The organism is Providencia sp. PROV061 (assembly GCF_011045655.1).
Taxonomy (GTDB): Bacteria; Pseudomonadota; Gammaproteobacteria; order Enterobacterales; family Enterobacteriaceae; genus Providencia; species Providencia hangzhouensis.
The window spans coordinates 3,899,943-3,917,212 of record NZ_CP042861.1; the positions used below are offsets into that span (position 1 = coordinate 3,899,943).

Genomic DNA, 17,270 nt, shown 5'->3' on the forward strand with positions numbered 1-17,270 from the left:
TTATCCACAATGATAGAACACATTGTTTGATAAGGGGGCGCTTATGCACTCACATTCCCATAAAGAAACACATAATCACACAAGTAGCTGCTGCTCTAGCAACAGTTGCTGTTCATCTACTGTAGCGGGCAATAGCCAAAAAGTTAGTGATGACTCACATACTCATGAACATGGTAGTGTGAAGAAACATCCTGACGACGATGAAGGCAGTCACCGGCACAGTGGTGAGTGTCATTCAACTCATGATCACGCCGCCAATGACCATTCTGGTCATGATCACAAACATGGCAATAGCTGCGGGTTAACTGCGGATATCAGCAATGAAGTTGAGCCTACCCAAGCGGCAGGCCAGCGCTTTAGCTGGATCATCCGTGGTATGGATTGCCCAAGCTGTGCAAACAAAATTGAAACTGCAGTTAGGCAAATAAGTGAAGTAAAACAAGCCAAAGTGTTATTTGCTACGGAAAAACTGGTGGTTGATGCCAACACCGATATTAGTGTAGCGGTTCGTTCTACCGTTGAAACTGCGGGTTATGAATTACTTGAAGTCGGTGGCAACAGTGCGGCAACTATCGCGCCACCACAAAGCTTACTCAATGAAGCTAAGCCCGTTATTATATTAGCGATTTTAATGGCGATTAGTTGGGGAATTGAGTTTATCAATCCACAGTTGGGTAATATCGCCTTTATTTTAACCACTCTATTTGGGTTATACCCGATCGCACGTAAATCATTGCGCTTAATGCGAACGGGTTCACCTTTTGCTATCGAAACTTTGATGTCCGTTGCCGCAATAGGCGCAATCTTTATTCAAGCAACAGAAGAAGCCGCGATGGTTATCTTACTGTTTATGTTAGGCGAAATGTTGGAATCCTATTCTGCCGGAAGAGCCCGACGAGGGGTTAGCGCCTTAATGGCACTGGTACCAGAAGACGCCGTTTTAATCAAAGATGGGCAAAAAACAACGATTCCTGTTGCGCAATTACGACCAGGAGACATTATTGAGATTGCACCGGGTGGACGTTTACCTACCGATGCGGTGTTAGTGTCAGGTTTTGCCAGCTTTGATGAAAGTGCGTTAACAGGTGAGTCCGTTCCTGTAGAGCGTAATGTCGGTGAAAAGGTGGCTGCAGGCTGCTTATCTGTTGATAGAGCCGTTCAAATGCAGGTGGTATCAGAGCAAGGTCAAAATGCGATTGACCGCATTTTACAGCTAATTGAGGAAGCGGAAGAACGCCGTGCGCCGATAGAACGTTTTATTGACAGCTTTAGCCGGGTTTATACCCCAATCATTATGCTTATTTCAGCACTAGTGATTATTATTCCACCAATATTCTTCAGTGCACCATGGGAGACTTGGATTTACCGAGGTTTAACACTGTTATTAATCGGTTGTCCTTGTGCATTAGTGATTTCAACCCCTGCGGCGATAACGTCTGCACTGGCAACAGCAACACGCCGAGGTGCATTAATTAAAGGCGGTGCGGCACTTGAACAACTGGGCACTATCACGACAATTGCTTTAGATAAAACAGGCACACTCACGGAAGGTAAACCTCATGTCACTGACCTTATTCCTGTAGAAGGCATGACCGAAAGTGAATTAGTCCAAATTACCGCCTCCGTTGAAGTGGGTTCACATCATCCTCTGGCAAAAGCGGTGGTGAATAAAGCAGAGGCGTTATCGTTAGGCATCGTTGAAGCACAAGATCGTAAAGCATTAGCTGGAAAAGGAGTTGAGGGTGTACTTGATGGTAAACGTATACTAGTGAGTGCGCCAAACCGCCTTGATATTCCACTCGATAGTGAATGGAAAAATAAGGTCGAAACATTAGAAGCTGAAGGAAAAACGGTTGTTGTCACACTCGAAAATGACCGCGTAATTGGTTTAACTGCACTGCAAGATACATTGCGCAGCGATGCAGTAGATACGATGAGCATGCTGAAAGCGCTCAATGTGAATGCTGTAATGCTAACAGGCGATAACCCTCGTGCTGCAAGCGCTATCGCGGGCCAATTAGGCATGGAGTACCGCGCAGGGTTATTACCAGAAGATAAAGTGACAGCAGTTATGGCCCTTAATCGTAACCACAGCACAATGATGGTCGGTGATGGTATTAACGATGCTCCTGCAATGAAAGCGTCTAGTATCGGTGTTGCCATGGGTAGTGGTACTGATGTGGCATTAGAGACCGCCGATGCTGCATTAACCCATAACCGTTTGACTGGACTTGCAGAGATTATTGCATTATCTCGTGCGACTCGGAAAATTATTCGTGAAAATATAGCGATTGCCTTGGGGCTAAAAGCAATATTTCTGGTGACCAGTTTATTGGGAATTACCGGGCTTTGGGTCGCCGTACTTGCTGATTCAGGTGCAACAGCACTCGTCACTGCGAACGCTGTACGTTTACTGCGAGTCAAGTTACCTCAAGTGAAAAAATAATTTATACCAATTGATTTAAACGCCACACTTAGTGGCGTTTTTATTTACAACTATTCCAATATTTTGTTGTATTACAATATGTTAAATACAACCTTAATTAGAGAATTAGGACTAACTTTTTCTCCATCAGTCTCAATCTTCGCTAAAATACGTTTTGTAAATAGATTATTTCGGCATGACGTTTAGCAGGTACTTGGCATGGTAAAAAATCACAGTTCAACACCACATGATGCTGCATTTAAAGGGTTTATGTCTAAAATTGATAATGCACGTGATTTTTTTGATATCCATTTACCCGGCCATATTAAGCAATTATGTGATTTCAAAACATTAGCGATAACAAACTCTTCTTTCATTGATAACCAGCTACGCACTCGTCTTTCAGATGTTCTCTACACTGTCGAGACACAGCAAGGTGAAGGGTATATTTATATGTTAGTTGAGCACCAATCAACACCAGATAAACTAATGTGTTGGAGAATGATGCATTATGCATTCCTTGCCATGAACCAACATTTACAACAAGGTCATCGTGATCTACCGCTGGTTGTGCCTGTTTTATTTTATCATGGGAAGATAACGCCTTATCCATATGCTAAACCATGGACACACTGTTTCCCATGGCCAGAAATTGCATCAAACTTATATAGTCAGCCATTTCCACTCGTTGATATTACTGTTATTGATGATAACGAACTCGTAAATCATCGCAAAGTTGCCGTCATGGAACTCGCAATGAAGCACAGAGACTTAAGAGATAACATAGAAAAAGTCACGCAGCTACTAGCTGAAGCGATGAATCAAAATTATCATCATAGTGATGACATCATCACTATTTTCAACTATTTATTTATTACTATGGATTCACCTCATTTTGAGACAGTGGTTAATCAACTTATATACCAATTAGAAAATAACCAAGAGGCTATTATGAACATCGCGCAACGATTAAAAAATCAAGGGTTACAAGAGGGAATTGATATTGGTGTAAATAGAGGCATTGATGTTGGAGCAAACAAAAAACAACATGAAGTTGCACTTAAAGGTTTGCAACTTGGTACAAGTATTGAACTTATCTGCCAACTTACTGGGTTAAGCTATCAGGAAGTATTAAGCCTACAATAATATCCCTACCTCTTGGCAGGGATTAACATACAAAAAGAAATTAGCTAGTAACAACTAGCTCGATTTTTTACGCAACAAATAACGATATGGTGCGTAGTCAGCCTCTACTGCTAATAAATCATGCTCCATAAAGCGGCAAAAACCTGGGATATCACGTGTGGTTGCTGGGTCATCAGCAATAATTAACAACGTTTCACCATCGGCCATGTTACGAACCGTTTTACGCACTAACATCACAGGCTCAGGGCAACGCAGCCCTAGTGTATCAAGGGTTTTCGTTGGGTTAGCAAATAAATCAGACATTAAAAAACACTTCTAAAAGGGATCAATAGACTGATTATATAATAAAATATCCATTGATAAATGAACAGTTTTGCATTTGTTGCGCAACAAGAGTATGATGCGCTGCTCCCAAGTGTTGGGATGTATTTCATGGGTTCCCTCACCCCATTGTGACTAAAAAGGTACAATATGTTTGATTTTACTGCGCAGCAAAAAGCCACTGCGTTAATTTGGCTTTCGTTATTTCATATTTTAATCATTACTTCTAGTAACTACCTCGTGCAGTTGCCAATTAATATTTTTGGCTTCCATACCACTTGGGGTGCGTTTACTTTTCCATTTATTTTCTTAGCTACTGATTTAACCGTTCGTATTTATGGCGCGCCGCTTGCACGCAGAATTATCACTGCAGTTATGCTGCCCGCATTACTGATTTCATACGTTATTTCAGCTTTATATTTCCAAGGTGAATGGCAAGGTTTTACCGCATTATCTGAATTTAACTTATTTGTAGCACGTATTGCCGCAGCGAGTTTTATGGCTTATGTACTGGGTCAAATATTAGATGTCAGTGTTTTCAATCGATTACGCCAAAATGCACGTTGGTATGTAGCACCTGCCTGTGCAATGTTCTTTGGTAACTTGATTGACACTATCGCCTTTTTCTTTATTGCTTTTTTCCGCAGTAGCGATCCATTTATGGCTGCAAATTGGGTAGAGATTGCTTTAGTTGACTATGTCTTTAAGCTACTTATTTGCATGCTATTTTTCTTGCCTGCTTATGGTGTGCTTTTGAACTTTATCTTGAAGTCTTTCTTTGCAAACTCAGATAAAAAACAGTTAGCCAATCAACACTAAAAACAAAAAAAGGAGATAGCTAAATGCTATCTCCAAATAAGTTTAACTGAGCTAAAACAAAAAATAACAACCCTACAATTCGATAAGTAACAGATCACAAAGCTTTTGCTAGAAGTGAAATTGGGTGCTCACACTTCTTACTCGTCGACATCTCAATCTGCCACTTACAAGTTTCGCAGTCTGTAATCACCATATCCGCACCACTTTCTTCAATTTGACGGAACAGCCCTGCCCCTATTCCTTGAGAAACCTCATAGTTTTCTTTTTTGAAACCATAGGTTCCTGCGATACCACAACATTGTGAATCCAACACAATTAGCTCAACCCCTGGTACACGTTTAATTAACTCTAACGTATAGGAAGTCCACCCCATTTTTTCCATATGGCATGGTGTGTGATAAGCCACTTTTAAAGGCGTATGTTTCAGTTTGAGTTCACGCCCTTCTTCAAGTAAACGATAAATATAACGCGTTGCGAGCTCGATGTTATCCCTCATAGCAGAAGTATCAACATCAAGTACATGCGTATATTCATCACGGATGGTAAACGTACAGGTTGATGAAGTTGCAACAACAGGTACATGTTTTTCAAGGATAGTTTCTTGCAATGACTCTAAATTAACATTGGCTTGGCGCTTAGCCTGTTTCATAAAGCCATTGGCTATTAATGCCACACCACAACATTTTTCACGTTTAAGTAGCTGAACACCAATATTCATGCCGTTAAAGACTTTAATTAAGTCTTTACCTAATTGAGGGTGGTTATAATTCACATAACAGCCATGGAAGAACGCAACTTGCTCTTCAAATTTAGCTTGTTCAGCGGCTTGTTTTGCATACCAACGGCGGAAAGTCCCAAACGAATATTTAGGTAATTCACGGCGGTGGTCTATTTTCAATGCTTTATCAAGGATTTGACGTACAGGTTTTAACCCTGTAATAGTATTGACAACTGGTGCAAATGGCGTCGATAACGACCCCATTAAATCCGTATGGCTGAGAATAGCATCACGAATTTTAGGTTTCTGTTGGCTGTAAGTATTACGCGCACGAGCAATAATATCGCCAATCTTCACATCTGATGGACAAGCGACTTCGCAACGCTTGCAGTTAGTACAATATTTCAACGCTTCGTCATACAGCATCGGATCTTTTAAGCGTAAACGCTCACCGTCTGGCCCTGCTTGCTTAGGGCCAGGATACAGAGGATTAACCTTTGCAACAGGGCAATAAGTGGTACACACAGTGCATTTAATACAGCTTTCAAAGCTTGCATCTTGAATACTCATTGTGCCACCTCCACCTGCATAGTTTTATTCTTACTCAGTTCATTAATAATTTCATTAGCGGCATATAATGCGCTAATTATCGATACGCCCGCACCACAACCTTGAGTGAGAGGGTCAAAACCGCCTAAAACAGCGCCGGCTACATAAAGATTAGAAATGGCTTTCCCCTCTTTTTGTGCGCGTAGTTTTTCATCGGTTTTCACACCAAAAGCCATATAGGGCTGGGAAGCGAAAAACTCTTTGTTAGTCCATTTTGCACGTTCTGAAATTTCACACAGGTCCAATTGCATCAAAGGCTCATAGACACGGTCAAACTCTGCCACCAAACCATTATTAAAAAAGCTTCCCGTCGCCAGAACAAAATGCTTAGCTTTTAAAGAGATATCGCCATGATTACGAGTCTGGACAGATTCAATTCGGCCATCAACACAATTCACAGCGGTAACTTTATCACCAGGCATCACAATTCCACCTTGGCGACGGAACTGACGCAGTAACATTTCATGCAAACGAATCCCCAATAGCGAAGGAGGAAGAGTCGGTAGTAAAAATAATGGCTTACCTAAGCTCATTTGTAATTCATGTAAAGGTTCATCGCTATCGAGTCCGATACAGGCTGGCATAAAAATCGCCTCTGCATCTGTGACCAACGGAGAAATTTCAGCAACCATTTGTGCCATATTTTCTGGTCTATCAAGCCAACGAGCAACATTAACCGCTCTAAACTCACTCGGGTTTTCTCTTAATCGGTCTAATAATGGTAAATGCACATAATGCGATGTTGCTTGTAACCCCTCACGTTGTAGCTCATCAGCCACCATCTGAGGTTGAAAATCCAAGAAACCTTCGATACCAACCACAGCAATCTTGCTAACATCCATTTTATGGTGCAAACCGACAGTCGGAACAGACTCAGGACTAAGCCAAGTCATCCGTTTATGGCCCAGAGGTGTAATACGATAATGGTTTTCTTCACAAGAGCCTTTTAAATGAACTCCTGCTTGCTGCAATATTGACTGAGCCATATGCGCTAGCTCAGTAACTTGCGTCTTTCCGATTAAACTATAAGGGTGTGCTGGCGCCTGTTCCTTTAGCGCATCAAGCATTTCTAGTGGTTTTTCAGCCACTTGTCCATTTGGTAAATGGGTTAATAAATCCAAGGAGCCTGATGAAAAATGTAATGCATTTTGCCCTGCACTAACAATTGCACAAGATAGACCAGACTGGGTCAAACGGATACCGCTCATTAATCCAGCTAAACCGCCGCCCATTACCACTACATCATATTTCATTGTCCGCCTCCTTCTGTGCATCCTTGCCAAGTGTCGCTTCATTCATGCCACATAACCCGTGATATACCCAGCTGGTAAATTCACTTTCACGCAATGCGTCACCCCAAGCAATTGGACGTACACCTTTCCAACGTTCATTAAGGAAGTGACTCAGTTGTTGCTCTGTTTCATGAGGCGTTGTGACATTAAAACGATTGAGTAACCCCGCAGCACGGCAAGCACATAATTCACCTTGGCAAGTTCCCATCCCCACACGAGTACGACGCCTTAAATCAAGTAAATTATTCACCGTTAATGAATTAACGGCATAGCGTACTTCACCAGCAGTAACGGCTTCACACTCACAAACTAAACTTTTATCGAGCCTATCCGTACTGAGAATTGCAGAAGCCCTGTCACCATGACGGTAAACCGCTGAGCCACGAATAGGGGCTGGGATAGAAACAACATTGCGTAAGGCTTCTTCTGCACTATGTTGCGAGCCCGGTAGTGGCGCTTCTGCTGTTGTACACTTGGCACTGTGGCCTAATTTTTCACAAACTTTATCAGTAGCCCACTCAGCCATCAGACGATATGTCATTAACTTACCACCAGTGATAGTGATAAACCCTTCTAAGCCATCGCGTTTAGCATGGTCTAACAGCACAATACCGCGGCTGACATTACGCCCTGATGGGTCATCATCACTGGCAACTAATGGCCGAACACCTGCATATGCACGTAAAATGCGTGTTGTTGCAAGTGCTGGTGATAGCATTGAACCTTCACGAATAAGAATATCCACCTCTTCAGGGGTGACATACATATTATCAATTTGGTCATATTCAATATGAGTCGATGTGGTCCCAATCAGGGAAATCGTATCGCCGGGAACTAAAATATCGGCATCTGCAGGTTTGCGGCAACGGTTTATCACCATGTTGTTCAAGCGATGGCCTAAAATTAATAGCGCCCCTTTCGCAGGGAACATTTTAATTTTTAATTCGCCATACTCTGCGATTTTTTGCCCCCAGATCCCGCCTGCATTGACGACAATTTCCGCGTAAATATCATATTGCTTCTTGGCGTGGTGATCATAAACCGTCACGCCACATACGGTGTCGCCATCACGAATCAAACCAATAACTTCATGATAAGTTAACACTTTCGCGCCATGCTCTCTGGCATCTAACATATTTGCCGCAGTCAAACGGAATGGGTCAACCGTGCCATCAGGAACACGAACCGCACCTATTAGATGTGGGTTAACAGAAGGTTCAAGGCGAATAGCCTCTTTGGGGTCAATTGCAGTCGCATCAATACCCGCAGCTTGGCAAGCCGTAATGAATTGTTGCTGATACTCTAAGCTGTCTTCAGGTAAAGTAATAAACAAACCATCAGTTCGCTCTATACAGTGATGCGCGATACGTTTTAAAATCTTGTTCTCTTCTATACATTCTCTGGCGGATTCACCATCTGTGACTGCATAACGCGCGCCACTATGAAGTAACCCATGGTTACGCCCTGTCGCGCCAGTCGCAATATCATGCCTTTCGAGTAAAACAGTTCTTAGACCTCGGCGAGCGCAGTCACGAGCGACTCCTGCACCTGTTGCGCCACCACCAATAATGATGACATCCGTCTCAGTCACAGATGAGCCATTCATGTCGCATTCCTCACATTAATAAACATTTCTATAATCGATAAGTATAGATTCTATTTTTATAATCTATTATTAAATATAGCCCAGAAACGCGATCAATGTTTGATAAGGAACAAAAACGAAAGCAATTGATGCATATTCAGTGTTCAAAAGAACAAAATCGTGATGAGAATCACAAAATAATTAACATTTCTAGTTCCATTCTATTCACAAATGTCATTTACTATGCAACTTCATAAACAAAATCAATAATTGTGCGTTGGATTACAGATAAATTGTTTTTTAACGACTACAATTTAGAGCAATTAAGAAAATAAAGACTCTTAAATTACTCGATTACTTTCGTTTTTGTTACTTCACCAATAATAAACACTCAATATTTCTCTGAAATAGAGAAATGGAAGTGTAAATAAAAATTAGCATGCCATCGGAGGCGTATATGTTAAGCATTTTTAAACCAGCACCTCATATAGAGAGGCTGCCAGCGGATAAGATAGATCCTGTCTATCGTAAGCTTCGCTGGCAGATCTTCATGGGTATTTTCTTTGGTTACGCAGCGTATTATCTAGTCCGAAAGAACTTTGCGTTAGCGATGCCATATCTTGTTGAACAAGGTTTCTCTAAAGGTGACCTTGGTTTTGCATTATCAGGGATCTCAATTGCTTACGGATTTTCTAAATTTATCATGGGGTCGTTTTCCGACCGTGCAAACCCGCGTTATTTCTTACCAGCAGGTTTGATTCTCGCCTCCGCAGTGATGTTAATTATGGGCTTCGTACCATGGGCAACATCAAGCATCATGGTAATGTTCGTATTACTGTTCCTTTGTGGTTGGTTCCAAGGTATGGGTTGGCCTCCTTGTGGGCGTACCATGGTTCACTGGTGGTCACAAAAAGAACGTGGCGGTATCGTTTCGGTTTGGAACTGTGCACACAACGTCGGTGGTGGTATCCCTCCATTACTGTTCATGTTAGGTATGGCATGGTTTAACGACTGGAAAGCTGCGCTGTATATGCCTGCATTGGCTGCTATCCTTGTTGCAATCATTGCATTTGCGTTAATGCGCGACACCCCGCAATCTTGTGGTCTTCCTCCAATTGAAGAGTACAAAAACGACTATCCAACTGACTATAAAGCATCAGATGAGGAAGAGTTAACTGCAAAAGAAATCTTCATGAAGTATGTTTTCCCTAACAAACTATTATGGATGATTGCGATTGCGAACGTGTTCGTTTACTTACTGCGTTATGGTGTTTTGGACTGGTCTCCAACTTACCTGCGTGAAGTTAAACACTTCGCAATGGACAAATCTTCATGGGCTTACTTCTTATATGAATACGCAGGTATCCCAGGTACGTTACTGTGTGGTTGGATGTCGGATAAAGTCTTCCGTGGTAACCGTGGAGCCACTGGTGTGTTCTTCATGGTTCTGGTAACCATTGCAACTATCGTGTTCTGGATGAACCCAGCTGGTAACCCAAATGTTGATATGGCATGTATGTTGATCATCGGTTTCCTAATCTATGGTCCTGTTATGTTGATTGGTTTGCACGCCCTTGAACTTGCACCGAAAAAAGCAGCAGGTACAGCCGCAGGATTCACAGGCTTGTTCGGCTACCTCGGTGGTTCTGTAGCAGCAAGTGCTATCGTTGGTTATACCGTAGACTACTTCGGTTGGGACGGTGGCTTCGCAGTCATGATCGGTGGTTCAGCACTGGCCGTTGTTCTACTGTTTATCGTGATGTTGAGCGAAAGCAAACATAAACGCGAATTAGCAAACTCACAATAAACATTCATCAAATGTTCATTGTTAATCGCTAGACTCGTGGGCTATATCAAAAAATGATGTAGCCCATTTTTTTACCCAAATAAAGTGCCAAGGAGATATAATCATGAGCTTTCCATTAAAAACATTGGTGGCTAGTATGGTTTTAGTGATGTCAGTGTCTGCTGTAGCTCAAGCTTCAAGTAAAGTTGTCATTGCACATCGTGGTGCAAGTGGTTACTTACCGGAACATACCCTACCTGCAAAAGCAATGGCTTACGCACAAGGTGCTGATTTTCTTGAGCAAGATTTAGTTATGACGAAAGATAACGAGCTCGTGGTCTTACATGACCATTATCTCGATCGCGTGACAGATGTTGCTGAACGTTTCCCTGACCGCGCTCGTAAAGATGGCCGTTACTATGCGATTGACTTTACCCTTGATGAAATCAAATCACTCAATTTTACAGAAGGATTTGATATTGTTGATGGTAAAAAAGTGCAAAGCTATCCGAACCGCTTCCCAATGGGCAAATCAGACTTCCGCGTTCATACTTTCCAAGAAGAGATTGAATTTGTTCAGGGATTAAACAAGTCAACGGGTAAGAATATTGGTATCTACCCAGAAATTAAAGCCCCTTGGTTCCACTTACAAGAAGGCAAAGATATCACCAAAAAAACACTCGAAGTCCTTAAAGAGTATGGCTATACCACCAAGGATTCCAACGTTTATCTACAGTCATTTGACCCTAATGACCTAAAACGTATCAAAAATACCTTGATGCCAGAAATGGGAATGGATCTTAAATTAATTCAATTGATTGCTTACACCGATTGGAATGAAACTCAAGAGCAAAAACCTGACGGAACTTGGGTTAATTACAATTATGATTGGATGATGAAACCCGGCGCCATGAAAGAAATTGCGACCTATGCAGATGGTATTGGCCCTGACTATCATATGCTAATTAGTGAAGAATCCACGCCAACTAATATCAAAGTGAATGGCATGGTTAAAGAAGCTCATGATAACAAAATGGCAGTTCATCCGTTCACTATCCGTGTTGATAAGCTGCCAAAATACGCCAAAGATGGGCAACAGCTTTATGACATTATTTATAACCAAGCCGATGTCGATGGCGCCTTCACAGACTTCCCTGACTTAGGGGTTAAGTTCTTGGAACAGCAGAAGCAAAAATAGTTTTCTGAACCAAAAACAAGAATGCAGCCATTTCATTTGGCTGCATTCTCTTCAAGTTAACCGTCTTAGTTAAGCAATAGTGACAGGGAATGCGATCACATCACTGATCTTGTCTGCATTTAATGCAATCATTATCAGCCTATCAACCCCAACTGCTACACCAGAACAATCGGGTAAACCATGCTCTAAAGCCGCCAATAAGTGCTCATCAATAGGCGCAGTAGGTAGCCCCATTGCCGCACGCTTACGGTTGTCTTGTTCAAATCGCTGGCGTTGTTCGCTTGCATCGGTGAGTTCATGGAAACCATTCGCCAGTTCCATCCCTTTATAATACACCTCAAAACGCTCAGCTACGCGGTGGTCTTCCGTGCTAATCACCGCAAGAGAAGCTTGAGTCGCAGGGAAATGATACACGACTGCAGGCTTTTCTTTACCAATATGAGGCTCAACGCCCATGGTAAATAGCAGTTGAAGTAAGGTATCTTTATCTTCTTCCTGATCCGCGATATTGCTCAAATCTAAACGGGCAGCAACCTCACGTAATTCGCTTTTTTCAGCGGACAGCGGGTCAATATCCAAATAACGTAAAAACGCTTGTTGGTAAGAAAGAAGCTCTGCACTCTCACATTCTAAAACTTGTTGCAGTAAATCATCCACTTCATTAATCAAACGATACATATCAAAATGCGGACGATACCACTCTAACATGGTAAATTCAGGGTTATGATGTCGCCCTGCTTCTTCATTTCTAAAGCTACGACATAACTGATAGATAGGGCCACTACCTGCCGCTAATAAGCGTTTCATGTGGTATTCAGGGCTAGTCATTAAATATAAATTAATGCCTTGTGCCGCACCAGGACCCACAAAACGCGTTTCAAATGGAACAAGATGAATGTCAGTGACTGTTGCCTGACTCATTGCGGGGGTTTCGACTTCAAGTACACAGCGATCAGTAAAAAAACGTCTGACTTCCGCAATTATTTTTGCGCGCTGTAACAGGTTAGCGATGGGGGCGGTTGGCTGCCAATTCGCTATATCACTCATTAAGATAACTCCAAAATAAACTTAGTCGTGCAGTGTACCCACCTCACTTGCAACACACAATGCATTTACACTGATAATGCACATTTATCTGGGCGTAAGTACTTGTAACTGTCGACATGATGAGTAAGTAGAGATAACCAGATTATCTCTTGCTTTATACGATTAGGCAAAGCCTTTACTTTGAGCTATACATCGAGTTAATGAGGAAAGATAAAGAAAATTGTCAGAAACATGATTATTTCTTATGTTATGTGACATAACTGTTACTAAAAAAGCGAAACGATTCGCTTTCTCAATCTATTTTAAAATTTTCTCTTCGAAATTGAACTTCTTCTAAAAATAAATAGTGAGACTCCTCGCAAATTAGCATTCAATATGAATGAAACTCTTCAGCTATAATAATAGTATTATTCACTTATTATTGGTAAAACCTGACTAATTCCCTTGGTTTTATACACTAAAATTTTATGTAAATTTAATGATAATTATTTGAAATTCCTTTTTATTCGATGTTAACAGCCTAGAAAATCGAGCAATGTAAAAACAATTTATAAAAAGAAGATCTACCTCACACTTTATCGCTAAATTTGGCCAAAACCCCCCTCTATATCAAATTTATCTTGAGTACTATTCGCTATAATTCACAGCATGATAAGTCATTATTAGCTATTATATTATTTACTATTAAAAAACAGATATTTCGTAGTTTAGCTTTAAGTTGAACTGAAAATGACGTAGCTAATTATCAAAAGTATTTAAAAGAATTTATCAATTTTACACTTGAACAATGGAGAAGCGCAGTGCAAACCTTCAATGCCGATTTAGCGATTATCGGGGCCGGGGGCGCAGGCTTACGTGCAGCAATTGCTGCCGCTGAAGCAAATCCCAATATCAAGATTGCTCTGGTCTCAAAAGTATACCCAATGCGTAGTCACACTGTGGCCGCAGAGGGGGGATCAGCAGCAGTTACTCAGGCTCATGACTCCTATGACTATCATTTTAATGATACTGTAGCTGGTGGGGACTGGCTGTGTGAGCAAGATGTTGTCGACTATTTTGTCGAACACTGCCCAACAGAAATGACCCAACTAGAGCTATGGGGCTGCCCGTGGAGCCGTAAACCAGATGGTTCAGTTAACGTTCGCCGTTTTGGTGGAATGAAAATTGAGCGTACGTGGTTTGCTGCTGATAAAACTGGCTTCCACATGCTCCATACCCTGTTCCAAACTTCATTAAAATATCCACAAATCCAACGTTTTGACGAACATTTTGTTCTCGATATCATTGTTGATGAAGGCCAAGTCCGTGGTCTTGTCGCGTTAAATATGATGGAAGGAACAAAAGTCCAGATCCGTGCTAATGCCATCGTGATGGCAACTGGCGGTGCTGGACGCGTTTATCGCTACAATACCAATGGCGGTATTGTAACCGGTGATGGTATGGGTATCGCATTCCGCCATGGCGTGCCGCTGCGTGATATGGAATTTGTTCAATATCACCCAACTGGGTTACCGGGTTCTGGTATCTTAATGACCGAAGGTTGTCGTGGTGAGGGGGGGATCCTTGTCAATAAAGACGGCTATCGCTATCTGCAAGACTACGGAATGGGGCCTGAAACTCCACTGGGTAAACCTGAAAATAAATATATGGAACTGGGTCCACGTGACAAAGTTTCCCAAGCGTTCTGGCACGAATGGCGTGCAGGTCGCACCATCAGTACCCACCGCGGTGATGTTGTTTACTTAGATCTTCGCCACCTTGGCGCAGAAAAACTGCATGAGCGTTTACCATTTATTTGTGAATTGGCGAAAGCCTACGTGGGTGTTGACCCAGTAACAGACCCAATTCCTGTTCGCCCAACCGCTCACTACACCATGGGTGGTATCGAAACGGATCAACGCACAGAAACACGCATCAAAGGCCTATTTGCTGTCGGTGAGTGTTCTTCTGTTGGCTTGCACGGTGCAAACCGTTTAGGTTCTAACTCATTAGCTGAATTAGTCGTATTTGGTCGTCTGGCAGGTGAAGAAGCTGCTCGCCATGCTGCTGAAGCAACACCAGCCAATGCAAATGCTATCGAAGCCCGTACTCGTGATATCGAAGCTGACCTCAGCAAGCTCATGAACCAAAAAGGGAAAGAGAGCTGGTCGAAAATTCGCGACGAAATGGGTATTTCAATGGAAGAAGGCTGCGGTATCTACCGTACTCCTGAATTAATGCAAAAAACCGTTGATAAAATTGCTGAGCTGAAAGAACGCTTCAAACATGTCGAAATTACCGACCATAGCAGCGTATTTAACACTGACCTACTGTACACCATTGAATTAGGCTTTGGCCTTGATGTGGCGGAATGTATGGCTCACTCTGCAATCAACCGTAAAGAATCACGTGGTGCACACCAACGTCTCGATGAAGGCTGTACTGAGCGTGATGATGTTAATTTCCTTAAACATACTTTGGCATTCTATAACCCAGAGGGCTCCCCTCGTTTAGAATACAGTGACGTGAAAATCACGAAATCTCAGCCAGCTAAACGTGTTTACGGTGCCGAAGCTGAAGCTCAAGATAAGGCGAAGAAGGAGCAAGCTAATGGATGATATGAAACACCTAAAAATGGAGATCATGCGTTACAATCCGGAAACGGATAGTGAGCCCCATTTGGTGACGTATGATGTCCCTTACGACGAGCAAACTTCTTTGTTAGATGCGTTAGGCTATATCAAAGATAATCTCGCTCCAGACCTGTCTTACCGCTGGTCCTGTCGTATGGCGATTTGTGGTTCTTGTGGCATGATGGTGGATAAAGTGCCTAAACTGGCTTGTAAAACATTCCTGCGTGAATACCCGCAAGGCATGAAAGTTGAGCCATTAGGTAACTTCCCAATCGAGCGCGACCTTGTTGTTGATATGACTCACTTTATTGAGCGTTTAGAGGCGATCAAACCGTACATTATCGGTAATGACCGTAAACCTTCTGAAGGCCCAAATAAGCAAACGCCTGCCCAGATGGCGAAATACCATCAATTCTCAGGCTGTATCAACTGTGGTCTGTGCTATGCAGCTTGCCCACAATTTGGACTGAACCCAGAGTTCATCGGTCCAGCCGCGATTACATTGGCAGAGCGCTACAATTTAGATAACCGAGACCATGGTGCGAAAGAACGCATGACCTTGTTAAACGGTGACAATGGTGTCTGGAGTTGTACGTTTGTAGGCTACTGCTCTGAAGTCTGTCCTAAGCATGTCGACCCTGCGGGTGCGATCCAACAAGGTAAAGTTGCCAGTGCGCAAGACTTTGTTATCGCCATGCTGAAGCCACGATAAGGAGAATTGAAGTCATGACAACAAAACGTAAACCCTATGTAAGGGAAATGAAGGGCGATTGGTGGCAAAAGCTAGGTTTTTACCGCTTTTATATCATGCGTGAAAGTACTTCAGTCCTTCAAGTCTGGTTTAGTATCTTAGTCCTATATGGGGTATTTGCACTCAAGAGTGGCCCTGAATCATGGGCTGGCTTTGTTGGGTTCTTAAGTAACCCAATCATTCTTATCATTAACATTATTACTTTGGCAGCAACATTATTGCACACCACCACGTGGTTTAATCTTGCACCAAAAGCCGTCAGTATTATTGTGAAAGATAAGAAAATGTCTGATGAGCCTATCGTTAAAGGCTTCTGGGCTCTCACGATTGTTGTTACGGCAGCAATCTTAGCTATCGCATTATTATTTTAATCTAAGGAGAATCTGATGAATCTAACGCCTAAACGTTCCGATGAGCCGATTTTCTGGGGATTATTTGGTGCCGGTGGTATGTGGAGCGCCGTCATTGGCCCTGCAATCATCATTCTGTTAGGGATTTTAATTCCTCTCGGCGTTGCACCAGAAATGCTTAGCTATGAGCGCATTATGGCATTTAGCCAAAGCTTTATTGGCCGCGTATTCTTATTACTGATGATTATTTTGCCAGTTTGGTGTGGTATGCACCGTATTCACCATACGCTGCACGATTTTAAAATCCACGTCCCTGCGACGAAATGGGTTTTTTACGGTGGTTCAGCAATCATTAGTGTAATTGCAATTATTGGTGTATTCACACTGTAATTGCAAAATAAAATAAATCTAAATACCCCATTGTCATTGGCACTGGGGTATTTTTTTATCGAGCAAAACCATTTTATATGACGAATAAATATATCTAATCATTAAATAAAACAAAAATAACTGTTTTTATTACTCTATTTGGCACATTTAAAACAGTTTAAAGGTGAATATTCGACATACAAAACACATTCAGATTAACCTGAGACTTCACTGATATTGCT

The 17,270-nt window shown here is 42.2% G+C and carries 14 protein-coding genes; 9 read left to right on the top strand and 5 right to left on the bottom strand.

All coding sequences use genetic code 11. The features are described 5' to 3' along the window. Positions 1-43: 43 nt before the first annotated feature. Positions 44-2,446: a zinc/cadmium/mercury/lead-transporting ATPase gene (locus tag FVA72_RS18025; protein WP_110591194.1), complete on the top strand. Its 2,403-nt coding sequence runs from the start codon at positions 44-46 to the stop codon at positions 2,444-2,446. 198 nt (positions 2,447-2,644) lie between these two features. Further along, positions 2,645-3,571 (top strand): Rpn family recombination-promoting nuclease/putative transposase, encoded by a 927-nt coding sequence (locus FVA72_RS18030; protein WP_110591193.1) that lies wholly within the window; start codon positions 2,645-2,647, stop codon positions 3,569-3,571. 54 nt (positions 3,572-3,625) lie between these two features. Here FVA72_RS18030 and tusA read toward each other — a convergent pair whose 3' ends face one another. Beyond that, positions 3,626-3,874: a sulfurtransferase TusA gene (tusA, locus tag FVA72_RS18035; protein ID WP_110591192.1), complete on the bottom strand. Its 249-nt coding sequence runs from the start codon at positions 3,872-3,874 to the stop codon at positions 3,626-3,628. A 168-nt stretch (positions 3,875-4,042) separates the two neighbouring features. Between tusA and FVA72_RS18040 the strand changes: the two genes are divergently transcribed. Further along, on the top strand, positions 4,043-4,711 hold the full coding sequence (locus tag FVA72_RS18040; RefSeq protein WP_004258598.1) for a 7-cyano-7-deazaguanine/7-aminomethyl-7-deazaguanine transporter: 669 nt from the start codon (positions 4,043-4,045) through the stop codon (positions 4,709-4,711). A 94-nt stretch (positions 4,712-4,805) separates the two neighbouring features. Here the strand turns inward: FVA72_RS18040 and glpC are convergent, their stop codons facing one another. The 3 genes from glpC to glpA are packed head-to-tail and all read right to left on the bottom strand — an operon-like array spanning position 4,806 to position 8,936. Continuing rightward, positions 4,806-5,999 (bottom strand): anaerobic glycerol-3-phosphate dehydrogenase subunit GlpC, encoded by a 1,194-nt coding sequence (glpC, locus tag FVA72_RS18045; RefSeq protein ID WP_004258601.1) that lies wholly within the window; start codon positions 5,997-5,999, stop codon positions 4,806-4,808. Then, positions 5,996-7,291 carry a glycerol-3-phosphate dehydrogenase subunit GlpB gene (gene glpB / locus FVA72_RS18050; RefSeq protein ID WP_110591191.1) on the bottom strand — a complete coding sequence of 432 codons (1,296 nt, stop codon included), beginning with the start codon at positions 7,289-7,291 and terminating at the stop codon, positions 5,996-5,998. The genes glpC and glpB overlap by 4 nt, the downstream gene beginning before the upstream one ends. After that, positions 7,281-8,936 (bottom strand): anaerobic glycerol-3-phosphate dehydrogenase subunit A, encoded by a 1,656-nt coding sequence (glpA, locus tag FVA72_RS18055; RefSeq protein WP_110591190.1) that lies wholly within the window; start codon positions 8,934-8,936, stop codon positions 7,281-7,283. Before glpA ends, glpB begins: the two co-directional genes overlap by 11 nt. 436 nt (positions 8,937-9,372) lie before the next feature. Here glpA and glpT point away from each other — a divergent pair, with 436 nt between their 5' ends. Then, positions 9,373-10,722 carry a glycerol-3-phosphate transporter gene (glpT, locus tag FVA72_RS18060; protein ID WP_110591189.1) on the top strand — a complete coding sequence of 450 codons (1,350 nt, stop codon included), beginning with the start codon at positions 9,373-9,375 and terminating at the stop codon, positions 10,720-10,722. 103 nt (positions 10,723-10,825) lie between these two features. Next, positions 10,826-11,899, top strand: coding sequence for a glycerophosphodiester phosphodiesterase (gene glpQ / locus FVA72_RS18065; RefSeq protein WP_004258611.1), 1,074 nt, complete (start codon positions 10,826-10,828; stop codon positions 11,897-11,899). Between the two features lie 69 nt (positions 11,900-11,968). Here glpQ and epmA read toward each other — a convergent pair whose 3' ends face one another. Then, on the bottom strand, positions 11,969-12,946 hold the full coding sequence (gene epmA, locus FVA72_RS18070) for an elongation factor P--(R)-beta-lysine ligase (RefSeq protein ID WP_110591188.1): 978 nt from the start codon (positions 12,944-12,946) through the stop codon (positions 11,969-11,971). Between the two features lie 800 nt (positions 12,947-13,746). Here epmA and frdA point away from each other — a divergent pair. The 4 genes from frdA to frdD are packed head-to-tail and all read left to right on the top strand — an operon-like array spanning position 13,747 to position 17,049. Continuing rightward, positions 13,747-15,543, top strand: a complete 1,797-nt coding sequence (gene frdA / locus FVA72_RS18075) for a fumarate reductase (quinol) flavoprotein subunit (RefSeq protein WP_004258614.1) — start codon at positions 13,747-13,749, stop codon at positions 15,541-15,543. After that, entirely contained in the window at positions 15,536-16,270 is a 735-nt protein-coding gene (locus FVA72_RS18080; protein WP_004258616.1) for a succinate dehydrogenase/fumarate reductase iron-sulfur subunit, read from the top strand. Before frdA ends, FVA72_RS18080 begins: the two co-directional genes overlap by 8 nt. Before the next feature lie 14 nt (positions 16,271-16,284). Beyond that, positions 16,285-16,680 (top strand): fumarate reductase subunit FrdC, encoded by a 396-nt coding sequence (frdC, locus tag FVA72_RS18085; protein WP_004258617.1) that lies wholly within the window; start codon positions 16,285-16,287, stop codon positions 16,678-16,680. Positions 16,681-16,695: 15 nt separating this feature from the next. Next, the gene (gene frdD, locus FVA72_RS18090) at positions 16,696-17,049 is read left to right on the top strand and encodes a fumarate reductase subunit FrdD (RefSeq protein WP_004258620.1); all 354 of its coding nucleotides are present in this window, start codon (positions 16,696-16,698) and stop codon (positions 17,047-17,049) included. Positions 17,050-17,270: the final 221 nt, after the last annotated feature.

Coding starts and splice junctions, on each gene's coding strand:
- FVA72_RS18025 (WP_110591194.1), top strand. CDS start 44: ATGCACTCACATTCCCATAAAGAAACACATAATCACACAAGTAGCTGC.
- FVA72_RS18030 (WP_110591193.1), top strand. CDS start 2,645: ATGGTAAAAAATCACAGTTCAACACCACATGATGCTGCATTTAAAGGG.
- tusA (WP_110591192.1), bottom strand. CDS start 3,874: ATGTCTGATTTATTTGCTAACCCAACGAAAACCCTTGATACACTAGGG.
- FVA72_RS18040 (WP_004258598.1), top strand. CDS start 4,043: ATGTTTGATTTTACTGCGCAGCAAAAAGCCACTGCGTTAATTTGGCTT.
- glpC (WP_004258601.1), bottom strand. CDS start 5,999: ATGAGTATTCAAGATGCAAGCTTTGAAAGCTGTATTAAATGCACTGTG.
- glpB (WP_110591191.1), bottom strand. CDS start 7,291: ATGAAATATGATGTAGTGGTAATGGGCGGCGGTTTAGCTGGATTAATG.
- glpA (WP_110591190.1), bottom strand. CDS start 8,936: ATGAATGGCTCATCTGTGACTGAGACGGATGTCATCATTATTGGTGGT.
- glpT (WP_110591189.1), top strand. CDS start 9,373: ATGTTAAGCATTTTTAAACCAGCACCTCATATAGAGAGGCTGCCAGCG.
- glpQ (WP_004258611.1), top strand. CDS start 10,826: ATGAGCTTTCCATTAAAAACATTGGTGGCTAGTATGGTTTTAGTGATG.
- epmA (WP_110591188.1), bottom strand. CDS start 12,946: ATGAGTGATATAGCGAATTGGCAGCCAACCGCCCCCATCGCTAACCTG.
- FVA72_RS18080 (WP_004258616.1), top strand. CDS start 15,536: ATGGATGATATGAAACACCTAAAAATGGAGATCATGCGTTACAATCCG.
- frdC (WP_004258617.1), top strand. CDS start 16,285: ATGACAACAAAACGTAAACCCTATGTAAGGGAAATGAAGGGCGATTGG.
- frdD (WP_004258620.1), top strand. CDS start 16,696: ATGAATCTAACGCCTAAACGTTCCGATGAGCCGATTTTCTGGGGATTA.